The following is a 16,930-nucleotide window of genomic DNA, read 5'->3' on the forward strand; positions in this document are numbered from 1 at the left end:
AAGATTGTGTTAAAATATTACTAAGATAATAAGTAAGGAGAAATATTTTGATAAAAATTTATAACACTCTAACACAACAAAAAGAAATATTTAAACCTATTGAAGAAAATAAAGTTAAGATGTATGTTTGTGGACCTACCGTTTATAATTACATACATATAGGGAATGCACGTCCTATAATTGTCTTTGACGTTGTACGTAGATATTTTGAATATGCTGGATATGACATAACATACGTATCTAATTTTACTGATGTTGATGATAAAATTATTAAGGCTAGTAAAGAAGAACAAATATCGCCAAAAGAATTAACTGATAAATATATAGAAGCATTTTATGAAGATTATGACGCTTTAGGATGCCAGAGAGCAGACCAAAATCCTAGAGTTAGCGATTATATTACGGAAATTATAGAATTTATTCAAAAACTAATAAAAGAAGAATTTGCATATGAATCTAATGGAGATGTTTATTTTAGAACAAGAAAAAAAGAAGATTATGGAAAACTTAGTAAACAATCTATTGATGATTTAATTAGTGGTGCTAGAATCGAAGTAGGAGAGGATAAAGAAGATCCTTTAGATTTTGCCCTTTGGAAAAAAGCTAAACCTGGAGAAATATCTTGGGATAGTCCGTTTGGAGAAGGTAGACCAGGTTGGCATATTGAATGTTCAGTTATGGCTAATGAAACTCTGGGTCAAACTATTGATATTCACGCTGGAGGACAAGATTTAACTTTCCCGCATCACGAAAACGAAATTGCACAGTCAGAATGCCATAATCACGCTACTTTTAGTAACTACTGGATGCATAATGGTTTTATCAATATAGACGGAACTAAGATGAGTAAATCTCTTGGGAACTTTACACTTCTAAAAGATATCCGAGCTACTGTTTATCCGATGATAATTAGACTGTTTATGTTAAGTGTACATTATAGAACACCAATAAATTTTTCTAGTGAAACTATTGAATTAGCCAAAACTAATTATGCAAAAATAAAAGTTGCTTATGAAAATTTATTATTTAGGCTTAATAACGATATGTTAGAGCCAATATTAAATAATGACATCGTAACAAAAGTAAATGACAATATAGCTTATTTAGAAACGCAGCTTAATGATGATTTTAATACAGCTAATGCTCTAACGGGGTGGTATGATTTAGTAAAAATAACTAATGTATATACAGAACAAAATTCAGTAAATAAAGAAACTCTAGAATTATTAAAATCAGGTTTTGATACATATATTAAAGTTTTAGGCATAAATTTAATTAGTAATAATAGTGTTGATGACCTAGATATAGATTCACTAATAGCAGAAAGAGAAGAAGCTAGAAAAAATAGAGATTTTGCTCTTGCTGATAAAATTAGAGATGATTTAAAAGCTCAAGGAATAATTTTGGAAGATACGAAACAAGGTGTGAGATGGAAGAGAATTTAATTATTAATTTGAGAAAGCCAAATATACCAAAAGTAGGAGAATTACAAGCACTGTCTCTCGCTTATATAGGAGATAGTATTTATGATATTATGGCTAGAGAGTATATTATGAAAAATCATTTAGGCAAAATAAACGATTTGCATAAAAGAGTGTCATCTATAGTTTCGGCCAAAGCGCAATCTAAATTTATGCAAACTTTTTTAGAACAAGAAATTTTGACAGATGAGGAATTGAAAATTTACAGTAGAGCCAAAAATCAAAAAAATAATACTAAAGCAAAAAACGCAACTGTTATGGAGTATAAATTAGCTACTGGTTTGGAAGCTGTCTTTGGATATTTATACCTTAATAGAAATTTTGATAGGTTGGAGGAAGTGTTTAGTTACATTATTGAAGAATATGAAAAAACAATACAAAAATAATAGAGATTTTAAAGAAGAACGAATAAGACGTGAAAGACAATTAGAAGATAACATTTCAAACGATAAAGAAGTTATAGCAGGAAGAAATAGTATTCTAGAAGCGATAAATTCTGGAAGAGAAATTAACAAAATATTGTTTCAAGAAGGGATAGAAAAAGGGCGTTTAAAGTCTATCTTTAATATTGCTAATGATAAAAAAATAATTTGTCAAGAGGTTCCAAAAAGAAAATTAGATAATTTAACTTCTGAACGACATCAAGGAGTAGTTGCTTTGGTTGCTCCTTATAATTATTATGATCTAGATGAATTAATTTCCTCTATAGATATCAGTGCAGATACTACAATTCTAATTTTAGATCATATAGAAGATCCGCATAACTTAGGTGCAATTATACGAAGTGCAGAAGCAAGCGGTGTAAAAGGAGTTATTATACCGAAAAGACGTTCAGCGGTAGTAAGTCAAACTGTTGTTAAGTCTTCTGCAGGAGCAGTAGAACATATGCCAGTAGTTAGAGTGTCTAACCTTTTGGATTCTATAAATAAATTGAAAGAAAAAGGTTTTTGGATAGCAGGGACTACATTAAGTAGTAAGTCAGAAAATTATACAAATATAGCAAAAGATGTTCCACTAGCTATAATAATAGGTAATGAAGGTGAAGGAATGAGCAAAACTATAACTAATGCTTGTGACTTTTTGTATCACATGCCAATGCTAGGAAAAACACAGAGTTTAAACGCTTCTGTATCTGCAGGAATAATTATGTATGAGAGAATAAGGAAAGATTGATGACTGTAAAAATATTAACTGATAAAAAAGATATTGATTTAGCAAAGGATATACGTATCAAAGTGTTTGTAGATGAACAACAAGTACCCTTACATCTAGAGATAGATGACTTGGACAGTAAAGAGAATACGGTTCATGTAGGGTTATTTTACAATAATAAAATGGTAGGGGTAGGAAGAATTTTGGATATAGGTAGTCAAAATATTCATCTAGGGCGTATAGCTATACTTAAAGAATATCGCGGCTTAGGTTTAGGAGAAAAATTAGTTCTTGGAATGGAACGTTTAGCCTGCGAATTATCCAAAAGAGATTTAGTTAGTCATCTAAGCGCTCAGAAGCGAGCAGAAAATTTTTACAAGAAATTAGGTTATAAAAATGAAAGTGAAGAAATTTACTTAGATGCAGGAATAGAACATCTTGATATGCAAAAAGAATTAAAATTTTTATAAAAAGGTAAAAAAATAATTTTGGCTCCTTTAGAAAATAAGGTAATTTTCTAAAGGAGCATTTTCTTGTATAAATGTAATTTTCAAATAAATTTTCGCTGTTAAAATTTATTTAACACGTTTGCTACCTCAATGGCTTTAAACGTATATTGCCTAAATATTTATAATAGGGGTTTATTAAATACAATTAAAAAAGGTTATATTTATATAGAAAATATGGAAATATTATTTTTTTAATGTTTCTAATATAATGTTTAACAGATTAGTAGTTACTTCGGATAATAGTTCATCTTTTCGATAAATAGCTACATACTCAGCTTTTATATCAGACTTATTGAAGTAGTATATATTACATTCCTCATTAATATAATCATCAACTATAGTTTCAGGAATGAATGTCATACCGATACCAGATTTTGCTAAGTTTACCGCAGTAGGAACTGTACTAGTAGTTATGGCAGTATTTAATTCTATATTATTTTTCTCAAAAAATATTTTTAGAGTATGACCTATGCCATACTTTTCTGGAGTGGTAACAATAGGTTCATTATTTAAAATATACAAAGGTTTATTAAACTTAGATATATTTTTTACTTTTGGATTGTACAAGTGATGTTTTTTTGGTATGAATAGGTACAACTTTTCACTATAAAGAGTGTTGTATGATAAATTTTTATTTGCTATGGGGCTCATCCCTATAACTAAATCTAAATCATTTTCTATTAACATATATTCAGAAATATTTTGATTTTTTTCTATTAGCTCAATTATTACGTCGGGATTGTTCTTGTTAAATTCGGGTATAACTTTATAAAGGAATGCTGTAGCCAAAGCAGAATTTATTCCTAATTTTACTTTCCCTTTTTTATTCGTTTTTATTAACGATATTTCGTTATACAATTTATTTTCTATTTTGTTTATTTGTTTTAAATAATGTATATATCTTTCTCCAGCAAATGTAAGTTTTATTATATTTTTGTTTTTATAAAAAATTTGCACACCAAGTTCTTCTTCTATATTTTTTATTATTTTACTTAGATAAGGTTGAGAAATATAGAGTTTTTTTGCTGCTTTTGTAAGATTTTGTTGTTTTAATATAGTATTTATATAGCTTAGTTTTGTTGAATTATTCATAATACCACCATAATTATAATCAAAAAGTTATAATGAATTATTTTATTTATTATAATTATATCACAGTATTGATAAATAATGTAATTTATTAATAAACTATTAAATTTTAAAAATATTAATTTATTAATTTTATCTGAATAATTATATTATAACTTATTGGTTATAGTTTGATATATAATATGAATTTTACAACGCTTTAAATTAAGTTTAAAATAGTTTGTAGAGGTAATTATTAATTTAAATTTTAAGAAGGAGGTATAATTATGTTGTTAGATAAAATCTATAAAAGATTAGAAGAAAAAGAAAATAAAATGATAGATATTAGGAGACATTTGCACGAAAATCCAGAACTATCATTTCAAGAAACAAAAACAGCAAGTTATATAGAAAATTTTTACAAAGGAAAAGACTGCGTTGTTAGAAGTAATGTAGGTGGTATAAAAGGTATTACTGTAGACATAAAAGGTTCAAAACCAGGTAAGTGTATTGCTATAAGAGCAGACTTTGACGCATTACCTATAGAAGAAGAAACAGGGTTACCTTTTAGCTCTAAAAATAAAGGTGTTATGCACGCTTGTGGCCATGACGCACATACTGCTTATATGTTAGTCCTTGCAGAAACTTTAATAGAATTCAAAGAAGAACTAAGTGGAACAGTAAGAGTTATTCATCAACCTGCAGAAGAAGTACCACCAGGAGGAGCTATATCAATGGTAGAAGATGGAGTTCTAAATGGAGTTGATGCTGTGCTAGGTATTCATGTTATGAGTACAATGAAAACAGGAGAAGTGTTCTATAAATCTGGTAAAGTCCACACAGGGCGTGCAACTTTCAAAGTTACTATAAAAGGAAAAGGTGGACATGGGTCTATGCCTCACTTAGCAAATGATACAATAGTAGGGGCAGCTAATTTTGTAACATCAGTACAGACAATTATTAGTCGTCGTATAAATCCTTTTGACTCAGCTGTAGTAACTATTGGATCTTTTGATGGTAAAGGGTCTGCTAATGTAATTAAAGAAACAGTTTTCTTAGAGGGTGATGTTAGAATTATGAATGAAGATTGTAGATCTATAATTGAAGAAGAATTTTCTAGATTATTACGTGGCACTTGCGAAGCATATGATTTAAGCTATACTTTAGACTACAAAAATGATTACCCTGTCTTAGAGAATGATTACGAAGTTACAAAATTAGTAGCAGAAGCTCTAAAAGAAGCAAATATATCAGAAGTTAGTTCTGTAGCAGAGTGTGAAGCACAAACGCCATCTGAAGATTTTGCATATTATGCTAGACAAAAACCTAGTTGTTTCTTCTACGTAGGTGCCCATAAAGAAGGAACTACTATGTATCCACATCATAATCCTAAATTTGATATTGATGAAAAATCATTATTAATATCTGCGAAATCTATGGCTACTGGACTATTAAAATGTTTAAAGGAGGATAATTAATTATGAGTACAAGTTACAAAGGAACTAATAAACTATTAATAGGGATAGTTTTAGCGGTATTATCTTTTTGGTTGTTTGCACAATCTATGCTAAATATTGCACCAGATGTCCAAAAAGATTTATCTATATCACAAGGAGCTTTAAATATAGGCATCTCTATAACGGCTCTATTTTCTGGACTTTTTATTGTAATGGTTGGAGGACTTGCTGATAAGGTAGGTCGAGTTAAATTTGTTTATATAGGACTTTTACTTAATATAGTAGGTTCATTCTTATTAACTATATCATTTGAATCATCATTATTTATTATAGGAAGAGCTATGCAAGGACTAGCTGCTGCGTTTATTATGCCTGCAACAATGGCTTTGGTAAAAACTTATTATGAAGGTAAAGATAGACAAAGGGCGGTAAGTTTCTGGTCAATAGGATCATGGGGAGGATCTGGATTCTGTTCTTTATTTGGTGGTGCTGTTTCTAGTAGTTTAGGTTGGCGCTACGTTTTTATAATGTCTATTATAGTATCTGTAATTAGTATGCTATTAATTTTTGGAACGCCAGAAAGCAAAGTCAACAGTTCTACTAAAGAAAAATTTGATTTTATAGGATTAACTATTTTTATTGTATCAATGTTATCATTAAATGTAGTTATATCTAAAGCAAAAGAATTAGGAATATTTAGTCCGTATATTTTAGCTTTAAGCTTAGTAGTAGTTGTAGGATTAGTTGTTTTCTACAAAGTAGAAACTAGCAAAGATAATAGCTTTATTGATTTTTCTTTATTCAAAATTAAAGTTTATCTTGGTGCGACAATATCAAACTTCTTACTAAATGCTGTTGCGGGAACTTTAATAGTAATTAATTCTTATATGCAACAAGGAAGAGGGATGAATTCTCGTGATGCAGGAATGATGTCTTTAGGATATTTAGTGTGTGTTCTTATTACTATTCGAATCGGGGAGAAATTTTTACAAAAATTTGGATCTAGAACACCAATGCTTTTAGGGACTGTTATCACATGTATAGGAGTTGGATTGATGACATTAACTATGGTTGAAGGAACAGCTTACCTTATCCTAGTATTCGTTGGATATGCTTTATTCGGTACAGGATTAGGAATATATGCAACGCCATCTACGGATACAGCACTATCAAGTGTGCCTAATGATAAAGTAGGAAGTGCTGCGGGTATTTATAAAATGGCTAGTTCTTTAGGTGGAGCTATAGGGGTAGCTATATCGGCTGCAGTTTATAGTGCATTAAGTGCTGGAGGAAACTTTAATGACGGAGCAACTTACGGATTAATTATAAACATACTATTCTGTATTTTCTCTATTATTTCAATAGTAGTAATTATTCCAAAAAAACAATAATTCTAAAATAATTTATTATAGAATTTCTTGCTAATTAGAAAAATTTCTTTTAGTAAGAAATTCTATTTTTATTTTATATATTAATTAAAATAAATCTGTAGTTAAATTTAATAATTTTATCCGCAATTATTTTTTGTAATTATATTGTATAAAAAATAGATTGTATATTGGATAAGTTGTAAATATTATATTTTAAATAATAGACTTTGATTACTATATTTTTCTTGTTAGTTATGGTATTATATTATGATGACAAGATTATGTTTAGGAGGAGTTATGGTAGCTATAGATTCCAAAGATAGTTTGTATGTAGAAAATTTACTTCCTGAAAATGATATTTTTTATAAAAAATTAGAAAATTTTGCAAAAGAAAATAGAGTGCCTATTTTGGATAAAATAGGGCGAGCTTATTTGATTCAATTATTAAATATAAAAAATGCTAGAAATGTGCTGGAGATAGGGACGGCTATTGCTTATAGTACCATAAGCTTTTGCGAAAATGTTGGTTGCAAGGTAGTAACTATTGAGCGTGATATTAAAATGTACGAACAAGCACAAAAAAATATACAAGAAAGAAATTTGCAAGATAAAATAGTTGCTATTTATGGTGATGCTTTAGAACTAGATAGTAGAGTTGTTAATAATGCACCTTATGATGTAGTTTTTATAGATGGAGCAAAAAGTCAAAGTAGAAAATTTTTTGAACTTTATGAGCCTTACTTTGCAGACAATGTTTTGGTTATTACCGATAATGTTCTTTTTAAAGGTATGGTAGCAGATCCTAGCATTATAAAACATAGTAGAGATTTAAAACAATTATCACGTAAAATTAACAATTATAATGAATGGTTAATGGCTAATCCTAATTATACTAGTGTTATATTGCCGTTTGGAGATGGAATAGCTATTACAACAAGAAAGGTAAAGAAATGACAGTAGAATTAGTAGTAACACCAAAAAGTATAGAACATATTTATGAACTTATTAATGTAGGTGCAGATAGTTTTGTTCTTGGTGAAGAGAAGTACGGACTTAGACTAGCTGGTGAATTTAAAAAAGAAGAGTTAAAAAGAGCTATCGAAATAATACATCAAGCAGGGAAAAAAGCTTATGTAAGTGTAAATGCTATATTTCATAACGATCATTTAGAAGATTTGATAGAGTACTTGAAGTATGTGAATGAATTAAATCCTGATGCAGTAATTTTTGGAGAACCTACAATAATTACTATTATGCGCGAAGAAAATTTAAACTTTAAATTACAATGGGATCCACATACATTAGCTACAAACTCATTCTCTTGTAATTACTGGGGAAACAGAGGAGCGTACAGAACGTGTTTATCCAAGGAACTAACATTAGAAGAAATAACAGAAATAGCTGCGAAATCTAATTTTGAAGTAGAAGTACAAGTGCAAGGTATGCTTTGTATGTTCCAATCGATAAGAAAATTAGTTGATAATTATTTCTTGTATAGTGAAAAAGAAGATTATATAGAAAAATATAGTGGTTCTAAAAAGCTGTTTTTATATAGTCAGGATAGAAATGAACGTTACCCTATTTTTGAAGATTCTAACGGGACACATATTATGAGTGCAAATGATATATGCGCTATAGAATATTTGGATGTATTAATATCATCGGGAGTAAAAGCATTAAAAATAGACGGTATATTAAAGTCAGAAGAGTATATTACAGAAGTAACTACCATATATAGAGATGCTATAGATTTATACTTTGAAGATAAAGAAGCTTATGAAGATGAGAAACAAGATTTTTATAATGATATAGAGATTATAAAACCGAAATATCGTGAAATAGATTTAGGATTTTTCCATAAAAAAACTATGTACTAAAATTGAGGAGGAAAACAAGTTATACTTGAATGTAACTTATACTTATGGCAATAAAAGAAATTTCAAAAATAATAGACGGAAAAAGAGTAATAACAAGAAAGCCAGAGTTGTTAATGCCAGCTGGTAATTTAGAAAAATTAAAAATAGCAGTACATTATGGAGCAGACGCAATATTTTTAGGCGGGCAAGAGTTTGGACTAAGAAGTAATGCAGATAATTTTACTATAGAAGAAATAAAAGAGGGCTGTGATTTTGCCCGTAATTACGGTGCAGATATTTATGTTACAGCAAATATAATTGCCCACGATGAAAATTTTGAAGGTTTAGAAGAGTTTTTGATTGCTTTGCAAGATGTAGGAGTTAGGGGGATTATTGTTGCAGATCCTTATATTATAGAAACTTGTAAAAGAGTTGCACCGAAAGTTGAGGTACACATTAGTACGCAACAATCAATATCTAACTATAAAGAAGTACAATACTGGGAAAGTGAAAATGTTGATAGAGTAGTGTTAGCTAGAGAAACCGGTTATGAAGAGATCAAAAAAATTCGTGAAAAAACAGATGTAGAAATAGAAATGTTTGTTCATGGAGCTATGTGTATCGCATATTCGGGGCGTTGTACGTTAAGTAATTATATGACTGCTAGAGATAGTAATAGAGGCGGATGTTGTCAATCTTGCAGATGGAATTATGATCTTTATGAAGAAGGAGATAGTGAAGATAATAAGTTATATGAAGAATCATCAGATCCTTATGCTATGAGTCCAAAAGACTTGACACTTATAGAAAGTGTACCTGAAATTATAGAACTTGGTATAGATTCTCTGAAAGTAGAAGGACGTATGAAATCTATTCATTATGTTGCTGCAGTAGCCAGCGTATATCGTAAATTAATAGACGATTATTGTGCCGATCCAGACAACTTTGAGATGACACCAAATTATAAATTAGAGCTTTACAAATGTGCTAATAGAGATACAGCATCTTCGTTCTTCTATAATATTCCTAGTTACAAAGAGCAAATGTTTGGAAATCAAGGTGGTAAGAAAACAAACTACGACTTTGTAGGGCAGGTATTGCATTATGATGAAGAAACGAAGATAGCGACTATTCAACAGAGAAATCACTTTAAAACAGGAGATAAAGTAGAATTTTTTGGTCCAGAAATTGATAGTTTCGAACAAGTGATAGGTGAGATATATGACGAAGACGGTGATTTAATAGATGCAGCTCGTCATCCCTTGCAAATTATAAGAACTAAGGTTGATAAGAAAATATATAAACAAAATATGATGAGAAAGGAAATCGGTAAGAAATAATGCGAAAGAAACCGAAAGTAATAGGAATAGTTGGTGGAAGCGGAAGTGGAAAAACTACTGTAACAAAGAGAATTATAGAAGAACTTGATAAAGAAAAAGTAGTTTTGATAGAGCAAGATTATTATTACAAAGATCAGTCGCATATGACAATGGAAGAGCGTATAAAAACTAATTATGATCATCCAGATGCTTTCGATAACGATTTGCTTTGCATACAACTAGAAAAACTGCTTGCTGGAGAAAAGGTAGCTGTTCCAAGATACGATTACGTTAATCATACTCGTAGTGAAGAGACAGTAATTCAAGAACCGAAAGATATAATAATTTTAGAAGGATTATTCGGATTGTACTCAAAAAGAATACGTGATTTTATGGACATAAAAATCTTTGTTGACACACCTAGTGATATAAGAATACTTCGTCGTTTACTGCGTGATATGAACGAGAGAGGACGTAGTGTGGAATCTGTCATAAATCAGTATCTTACATCTGTTAGACCTATGCACGAACAGTATATAAAACCATCAAAACAATATGCAGACATTATTATCCCAGATGGTGGATATAATGATATAGCAGTAGATATTTTGATTACAAAAATAAAATCAGTACTAGAAAAATAATATGAAAACATATATAATATAACTACTATACTAAAATAAAAGGAGTATAACTATGGCTATAGAAGAAAATTTAGAATATCAAATGACCCAAGAAGGTTATGACAAATTAGTAGAAGAATTAGAACATTACAAAAAAATAAAACGACCAGAAGTAATAGAAAAAATAAAAGTAGCACGTAGTTTCGGGGATTTATCAGAGAACTCTGAGTATGATGCAGCAAAAGATGAACAAGGATTTATCGAACAAAAAATATTAGAAATGGAACAAATGATTCGATATGCTAAAATTATCGAAATAGATGATAAGTCTAATACTATTCGTTTGGGACATACTGTTACTTATGTTGAGCTTCCAGATGGTGTTGAAGAAAGTTACAAAATAGTCGGTAGTGCAGAAGCAAATCCATTTGAATACAAAATATCAAATGAATCTCCAGTAGCACAAGCATTACTAGGAAAAGAAGTAGGAGATGTAGTAAAAGTATCACTTCCTACTGGTCCAGAAGACTCAATGGATATCAAAATTATAAAAGTTAAGTAGGTATAATATGATAGCATTAATAGGCGCTATGCCAGAAGAAGTAGCAATTATTAAATCACAAATAAAAAACTCTCGTACTAATAAAATTGCACACGTAGAATTTTATGAGGGTATATACCAAGATAAAGAAATAGTTTTGATGTTGTCAAAACCAGGGAAGGTAAATGCAGCGATAGCGACAACTGTGCTATTAGATAATTATGATGTTGATTATGTAATTAATATTGGTAGTTGCGGAGCATTACAAAAAGGAATGGAAATAGGAGATATGATAGTAGCTACGAATACTGTTTATTTTGATGTTGATGCAACACATTTCGGCTACAAATTAGGACAAGTTCCACAAATGCCAGAAAATTATAAAAGTGATGAAAAATTAGTCAATATTACAAAAGATATTACATTACCTAATTATAAAATTCATTACGGTCTAGTAGGAACGTCGGATTCTTTCATTTCTGATAAAAATATAAAACAAAATATATTGAATAACTTTCCTAATATGCAGGTTGTAGAAATGGAAGCAGCAGCAATAGCTCAGACGTGCTATAATTTTGGAACAAAATTTATAGTTTGTCGAAGTATTAGTGATAAAGCAGAAGAGGGTACTAGAATAGTATTTGATGAATTTTTGAAGATTGCTGCTCAAAATTCTTCTATATTAACTACAGAATTGCTAAAAAGAATATAAAAAAGGAAGATGATTAATCATCTTCCTTTTTTATAGTTAATTTTACACAAATGTCTAAGATATTACAATATCATATAATTATTAACTAAAAGTATATTATTAAATGATTTAAGTATAGAATCATTGAACCTTATCTTTAATTATTTTATAATATAAAAAAACAATAAAATTATATTAAAGAGTTTTTTATGATAAAAGGCGTGTTAAAACTACCTATAATTATCAATAATAAAGATGCTATAAAGATTTATAAAAAATTATCTGAAGTTAATAAAAAATAGGTAAATTAGATGTTATTTTAAAAAAATCTATTGTTAATAATTCTATTTTAAATTTATTAATGTATAACGAATCTGTTCAATCTACAAGGATAGAGGGAACGCAAGTAACTTTTTATGAAATAATGGAAAGTCAAAATAAATCTTGGGAAGAAATAGAGGTTAGTAATTATAGAGCAGCAATAGAGTATGGTGTTCAACATATAAAAAATGGAGATGTTATATCTAGTAAATTAATTAAGAGTTTGCATTCTATACTAATGAATAATGCAAGAGGGACGACTTCTAATAAAGAAGAGTTTAGGAAAATTCAAAACTTTATAGGATCAGATAAAAAAATTGAGAATGCGGTCTATATTCCGATAGATTCTAATGAAATACCAGTTTATATGACTAATCTAGAATATTTTATAAACGAAGAAAAACATAGAGATTTTGAAGTGGATGTAAAAGAAGATAGTACAATATTTGATCATTCTGTTGATTCTTTGTTGAGAATAGCTATAATGCACGCTCAATTTGAATCAATTCATCCATTTTTAGATGGTAATGGAAGATTAGGTAGGATTCTTATAGCTTTAATGGCGGTAAAAGAAAATATCATAGAATTTCCTTTATTTTTTGTTAGTGAAGAATTAGAGAAAGAACGAATTAGATATTATAATTCTTTAAACGCAACTAGAGCAGATAATCCTGATTGGATAAGTTGGATATATTTCTTTTTAAATGCTAGTGAAAGAATGTCCAATAAGATTATTGAGGAAATTGAAAGTTCGGAACAATTAGCTAAGTATGGAATTTCTAAATGTCAAACAGAGATACAAAAAAAGTATGGTTGTCAACTTTTTCTAATCCGATAACTACAGCTAAAGGGGTATCTAACATTACAGAGAATCATCAGAGTACTGTAAAAAAAGCTTTAGATTATTTAGTTAATATTGGATTACTAGACAAAGACAAAACAACTAAAAGAAATGTAAAATATTATAATTATGATTTACTAAGAATTATAAGTCAAAATTAATACAAGCCGACTATAAACTAGTCGGCTTATATTCTTATAAATTAATTTTATTAATAACCATTATATTTTATAATAAATATACTTAATCCCCCTCAATCTCAAACCAACCTTTATTTTTTATTATTTCTTTTACTAATTTTTGGGGTAGTTTTAAGTTGTTAATATTTTGTAAGTCTAATTTTGTTACTATTTCTTGAGATTTATTGTATTTTGCTTTTTCTAACCAGTCTGGGTCTGTTACTAGAATACGTCCTAATGCGACAAAATCACAATTTTCTAGTAATAACTCTGCTTCGGAGAAAGTTTTTATTGATCCTGCGTAAATTGTAGGTACACGTCTATCAATATATTTTGACAAAAGTTCAAGATATGTATGATCTTTGTTGTTTACCGGTTTGTCTTGCAGAGCATTAGGTAATGAAATGTGAATATAATCTATCCCTATTTTAATTACTTCATCTATAATCTTATAAGTATGTTCTATACGCAAAGCATTTTCCATCGGCTCATCAGGAGACAGTCTATATCCTAAAATAAAGTTTGGTTTATTTTCTTCTATTATAACTTTTTTAATTTCTCTTGTTATCTCTATAGGAAATTTTATTCTATTTTCCAAAGAGCCTCCCCATTTATCTAACCTTTTGTTGAAATAGGGGGATGTGAAGTTTTGAATTAAAAATCCATGTGCTGCATGAATCTCTACTCCGTCAAATCCAGCTTTGATAGCGCGCCTTGTTGTTTCTCCAAAGTTTTTTATTATTTCTAATATTTCTTTTTCGCTTAGTGGTCTAGTTTTGCACGCTTCTGCAAATTCAGTATCTAACGTAGCTATATAACTAGCGCTAACAACATCAGAATCTTTTATTAGGTGTTGCAAAGCTTTGTTGCCAGCGTGATTAATTTGTAATATAGCTTTAGTATTCTGCTCTTTAATAGATGAGGCTAATTTGCTAAGACCAGGAATAAACTTATCATCATAAGCAGAAAATTCATTTTCAAAACCTATACCATTAGCTGATACGTGTGTACATCCAGTAATAGTCATTCCTAGATTTCTTGCTCTTCGTGTATAAAACGATATTTCATTATCTGAAACAGTATTGTCATCATTACTTCCCCACGTAGTCATTGGAGCCATAACTACTCTATTGTTAATAGTTACACCATTAGGTAAAGTTATATTCTCAAAAAGTTTTTTATTATCCATAAATACCTCCTACAAAATAACATCAATTATATTATACGTCATATAAAGATATCTTTTCAATTAAATATTAAATTTATACATTATCACAAAATATTTTATCTTTCAGAGCTTATTGATAGATTAGTCTACTAAAATTTGTTATAATAATCTTGTTTTGCAAAGACAATTTATATTATTATGAAAGGAACACGTTATTATGTTAAAAGAATTTAAAGAATTTGCTTTAAAAGGTAATGTACTTGATTTGGCTATCGGGGTAATTATCGGGGCAGCTTTTGGTAAAATCGTATCGTCATTAGTATCTGATATTATGATGCCATTAATAGGATTATTATTCCCAACAAAACCTGATTTCACAGAGTTAGTATGGAATAATGTAAAATACGGTAACTTTATTCAAACTGTAATTGACTTCTTAATCGTGGCAATTTCTATCTTTATATTTGTTAAGCTTATTAATGGAGCTAAATCAAAAGTTGTTAAAGAAGAGGAAGCTGTAGAAGAAACTCCAGAAGTTGATGCAAAAGAAGAATTATTAAAAGAAATTCGTGATTTATTAAAAAAATAAAATAATTTTAATAGTAAGGAAATCTTATGACTGAAAAAAACGAAAAGATATTAGGTTGGATTGCTACGACTTTATCTGTTTTAATGTATGTTGCATACATTCCACAAATAGCTAACAACCTTAACGGAAATAAAGGTGATTTTATTCAGCCGTTAGTCGCTGCTATAAATTGTACTTTATGGGTATCTTACGGATTATTGAAGAAAAATAGAGATATACCTTTAGCAGCTGCTAATGCGCCAGGAATTGTATTTGGAATAATGGCAGTATTAACAGCATTATTATAAAAATTATTTTAAGTATTTTACTATAGAATAATAGTAAAATGCTTTTTTTTATTATCAAAAACAAATTAATTTAAATACAAAATAGTTAAGATAGTTTATACATACTTAATCTAATAAAAAATTAATATAACAATAATTATTATTTATATACCCAGAAAAAATTAATATATTTCAATTATAAAAACTCTATAAAATAAACGGAGTAAACGATACCAAAACAAAAAATGACTATTATTTGATACTAGCTCTTGACATTTATTTTAATGAGTGCTAATACGTACTTATAAATAATCAGTAAATTGGAAGGAGATACTTTATTATGAAAAAGAAAGTATTATTATCAGTATTAGTAGCTGGGTTAGTTTACCAACTACTTCAGTATTAGCACGTGAATTAAACGAAGCAGAAAAAGCATCAGTAGCAGGTAGAGAAGCAGGAAATGTAACTGTAGAAGATGCAGCTAAAAATGCAAAACAAAAAGAAGAAGTAAGACCAAGAGTAGAAAAAGAACTATTAGCTTACTTAGAAGCTCATAAATCAGATCTTGTAGCCAAAGCAGCAGAAGCAGCTAAATCAAGAACAGCTGGCAACAAAGCTTCACCAAAAACTTCAGCATTTAAATAATTAATAGTTTATAATTTAAGATAATACGATTTTTTATCGTATTATCTTTTTTTATTCTTTTACTAAATATAGATATATTATTTAATCAGTTTTATTTTAATATAAATATATGCTATAATTAAAAGATATTATAATGAGAGTGAATTTTTATGAAAAACTTTAAAGAATTAGATAGTAAATTCCAAAATAGCGAAGTAGAGTATTATTACAATATTTTAAGAAAAAAGAAATTTTCTTTATTTATAAAGTATATTTTTGATAGAATACTAGCTTTAATTTTACTTGTTTTTTTATCGCCAGTTCTTATATTTATAGCTATTTGGATAAAAATAGATAGTCCAGGGGAAGTTTTTTATCGTCAGAAGAGAGTAACTACCTATGGAAGAGAGTTTAAAATTTATAAATTCAGAACTATGGTAAAAAATGCTGATAAGCTGGGAAGTGCGGTAACATTGCAAGATGACCCTAGAATAAGTAAAGTCGGCAAAAAACTTAGAAATTTAAGAATAGATGAATTACCACAATTAATAAATATTTTATTAGGAGATATGAGTTTTGTAGGTACTCGACCAGAAGTAGCTAAATATGTATCTAGATATAGCAGAGAGATGTATGCTACCTTGTTATTGCCGGCGGGTGTAACTTCAACTGCGAGTATAATGTACAAAGATGAAAACGAAGAATTAGATAAATATTTATTAGAGGGTATGAATGTAGATGATGCTTATGTTGATAAAATCTTACCAGAGAAGATGAAATATAACCTTGAGTATCTAGAGAATTTTAGTTTTATAAATGATATAAAAATAATGATTAATACTTTGTTAGGAGTATTGAAATAATAGGAGAATAAT

General features: G+C 28.9%; 19 protein-coding genes. 17 read left to right on the forward strand and 2 right to left on the reverse strand.

All coding sequences use genetic code 11. The features are described 5' to 3' along the window. Positions 1–47: 47 nt before the first annotated feature. The 4 genes from cysS to HZY83_RS02900 are packed head-to-tail and all read left to right on the forward strand — an operon-like array spanning position 48 to position 3,103. Positions 48–1,445, forward strand: a complete 1,398-nt coding sequence (cysS, locus tag HZY83_RS02885) for a cysteine--tRNA ligase (protein WP_179942573.1) — start codon at positions 48–50, stop codon at positions 1,443–1,445. Beyond that, on the forward strand, positions 1,430–1,867 hold the full coding sequence (locus HZY83_RS02890) for a Mini-ribonuclease 3 (protein WP_179942574.1): 438 nt from the start codon (positions 1,430–1,432) through the stop codon (positions 1,865–1,867). The genes cysS and HZY83_RS02890 overlap by 16 nt, the downstream gene beginning before the upstream one ends. Then, on the forward strand, positions 1,845–2,654 hold the full coding sequence (rlmB, locus tag HZY83_RS02895; RefSeq protein ID WP_179942575.1) for a 23S rRNA (guanosine(2251)-2'-O)-methyltransferase RlmB: 810 nt from the start codon (positions 1,845–1,847) through the stop codon (positions 2,652–2,654). The genes HZY83_RS02890 and rlmB overlap by 23 nt, the downstream gene beginning before the upstream one ends. Then, positions 2,654–3,103 carry a GNAT family N-acetyltransferase gene (locus tag HZY83_RS02900; protein ID WP_179942576.1) on the forward strand — a complete coding sequence of 150 codons (450 nt, stop codon included), beginning with the start codon at positions 2,654–2,656 and terminating at the stop codon, positions 3,101–3,103. Before rlmB ends, HZY83_RS02900 begins: the two co-directional genes overlap by 1 nt. A gap of 222 nt (positions 3,104–3,325) precedes the next feature. On the opposite strand, the gene HZY83_RS02905 is transcribed toward HZY83_RS02900, so the two are convergent. Continuing rightward, on the reverse strand, positions 3,326–4,234 hold the full coding sequence (locus tag HZY83_RS02905; RefSeq protein ID WP_179942577.1) for a LysR family transcriptional regulator: 909 nt from the start codon (positions 4,232–4,234) through the stop codon (positions 3,326–3,328). A gap of 263 nt (positions 4,235–4,497) precedes the next feature. Here HZY83_RS02905 and HZY83_RS02910 point away from each other — a divergent pair, with 263 nt between their 5' ends. The 10 genes from HZY83_RS02910 to HZY83_RS08245 all read left to right on the forward strand — a co-directional run bounded on the left by HZY83_RS02910 (position 4,498) and on the right by HZY83_RS08245 (position 13,390). Beyond that, on the forward strand, positions 4,498–5,688 hold the full coding sequence (locus tag HZY83_RS02910) for a M20 family metallopeptidase (protein WP_179942578.1): 1,191 nt from the start codon (positions 4,498–4,500) through the stop codon (positions 5,686–5,688). Beyond that, a complete protein-coding gene (locus HZY83_RS02915; RefSeq protein WP_370520042.1) occupies positions 5,688–7,058 on the forward strand; it encodes an MFS transporter in 1,371 nt (456 codons plus the stop codon). Before HZY83_RS02910 ends, HZY83_RS02915 begins: the two co-directional genes overlap by 1 nt. 276 nt (positions 7,059–7,334) lie before the next feature. Next, positions 7,335–7,991: an O-methyltransferase gene (locus tag HZY83_RS02920; protein ID WP_179942580.1), complete on the forward strand. Its 657-nt coding sequence runs from the start codon at positions 7,335–7,337 to the stop codon at positions 7,989–7,991. Next, positions 7,988–8,914, forward strand: coding sequence for a peptidase U32 family protein (locus HZY83_RS02925; protein ID WP_179942581.1), 927 nt, complete (start codon positions 7,988–7,990; stop codon positions 8,912–8,914). Before HZY83_RS02920 ends, HZY83_RS02925 begins: the two co-directional genes overlap by 4 nt. Positions 8,915–8,958: 44 nt before the next feature. Further along, on the forward strand, positions 8,959–10,233 hold the full coding sequence (locus tag HZY83_RS02930) for a peptidase U32 family protein (RefSeq protein ID WP_179942582.1): 1,275 nt from the start codon (positions 8,959–8,961) through the stop codon (positions 10,231–10,233). After that, complete coding sequence (gene udk / locus HZY83_RS02935) at positions 10,233–10,856, forward strand: uridine kinase (protein ID WP_179942583.1); 624 nt, start codon at positions 10,233–10,235, stop codon at positions 10,854–10,856. Before HZY83_RS02930 ends, udk begins: the two co-directional genes overlap by 1 nt. Positions 10,857–10,914: 58 nt before the next feature. Further along, positions 10,915–11,397, forward strand: coding sequence for a transcription elongation factor GreA (gene greA, locus HZY83_RS02940; RefSeq protein ID WP_179942607.1), 483 nt, complete (start codon positions 10,915–10,917; stop codon positions 11,395–11,397). 7 nt (positions 11,398–11,404) lie between these two features. Beyond that, the gene (locus HZY83_RS02945) at positions 11,405–12,088 is read left to right on the forward strand and encodes a 5'-methylthioadenosine/adenosylhomocysteine nucleosidase (protein WP_179942584.1); all 684 of its coding nucleotides are present in this window, start codon (positions 11,405–11,407) and stop codon (positions 12,086–12,088) included. Positions 12,089–12,413: 325 nt separating this feature from the next. Further along, on the forward strand, positions 12,414–13,226 hold the full coding sequence (locus tag HZY83_RS08430) for a Fic family protein (protein ID WP_370520043.1): 813 nt from the start codon (positions 12,414–12,416) through the stop codon (positions 13,224–13,226). Then, positions 13,172–13,390: a hypothetical protein gene (locus tag HZY83_RS08245; RefSeq protein ID WP_218925323.1), complete on the forward strand. Its 219-nt coding sequence runs from the start codon at positions 13,172–13,174 to the stop codon at positions 13,388–13,390. Before HZY83_RS08430 ends, HZY83_RS08245 begins: the two co-directional genes overlap by 55 nt. A gap of 82 nt (positions 13,391–13,472) precedes the next feature. Here HZY83_RS08245 and HZY83_RS02955 read toward each other — a convergent pair whose 3' ends face one another. Further along, positions 13,473–14,597: an NADH-dependent flavin oxidoreductase gene (locus tag HZY83_RS02955; protein WP_179942585.1), complete on the reverse strand. Its 1,125-nt coding sequence runs from the start codon at positions 14,595–14,597 to the stop codon at positions 13,473–13,475. Between the two features lie 196 nt (positions 14,598–14,793). On the opposite strand from HZY83_RS02955, the gene mscL reads away from it, so the two are divergent. The 3 genes from mscL to HZY83_RS02970 all read left to right on the forward strand — a co-directional run bounded on the left by mscL (position 14,794) and on the right by HZY83_RS02970 (position 16,918). Next, positions 14,794–15,165 carry a large conductance mechanosensitive channel protein MscL gene (mscL, locus tag HZY83_RS02960; RefSeq protein ID WP_179942586.1) on the forward strand — a complete coding sequence of 124 codons (372 nt, stop codon included), beginning with the start codon at positions 14,794–14,796 and terminating at the stop codon, positions 15,163–15,165. A gap of 26 nt (positions 15,166–15,191) precedes the next feature. Next, positions 15,192–15,452: a SemiSWEET family transporter gene (locus HZY83_RS02965; protein ID WP_179942587.1), complete on the forward strand. Its 261-nt coding sequence runs from the start codon at positions 15,192–15,194 to the stop codon at positions 15,450–15,452. A 773-nt stretch (positions 15,453–16,225) separates the two neighbouring features. After that, complete coding sequence (locus tag HZY83_RS02970; protein WP_179942588.1) at positions 16,226–16,918, forward strand: sugar transferase; 693 nt, start codon at positions 16,226–16,228, stop codon at positions 16,916–16,918. The last annotated feature ends 12 nt before the right edge of the window (positions 16,919–16,930 follow it).

Source organism: Gemella sp. GH3, from assembly GCF_013415425.1.
Classification (GTDB): domain Bacteria; phylum Bacillota; class Bacilli; order Staphylococcales; family Gemellaceae; genus Gemelliphila.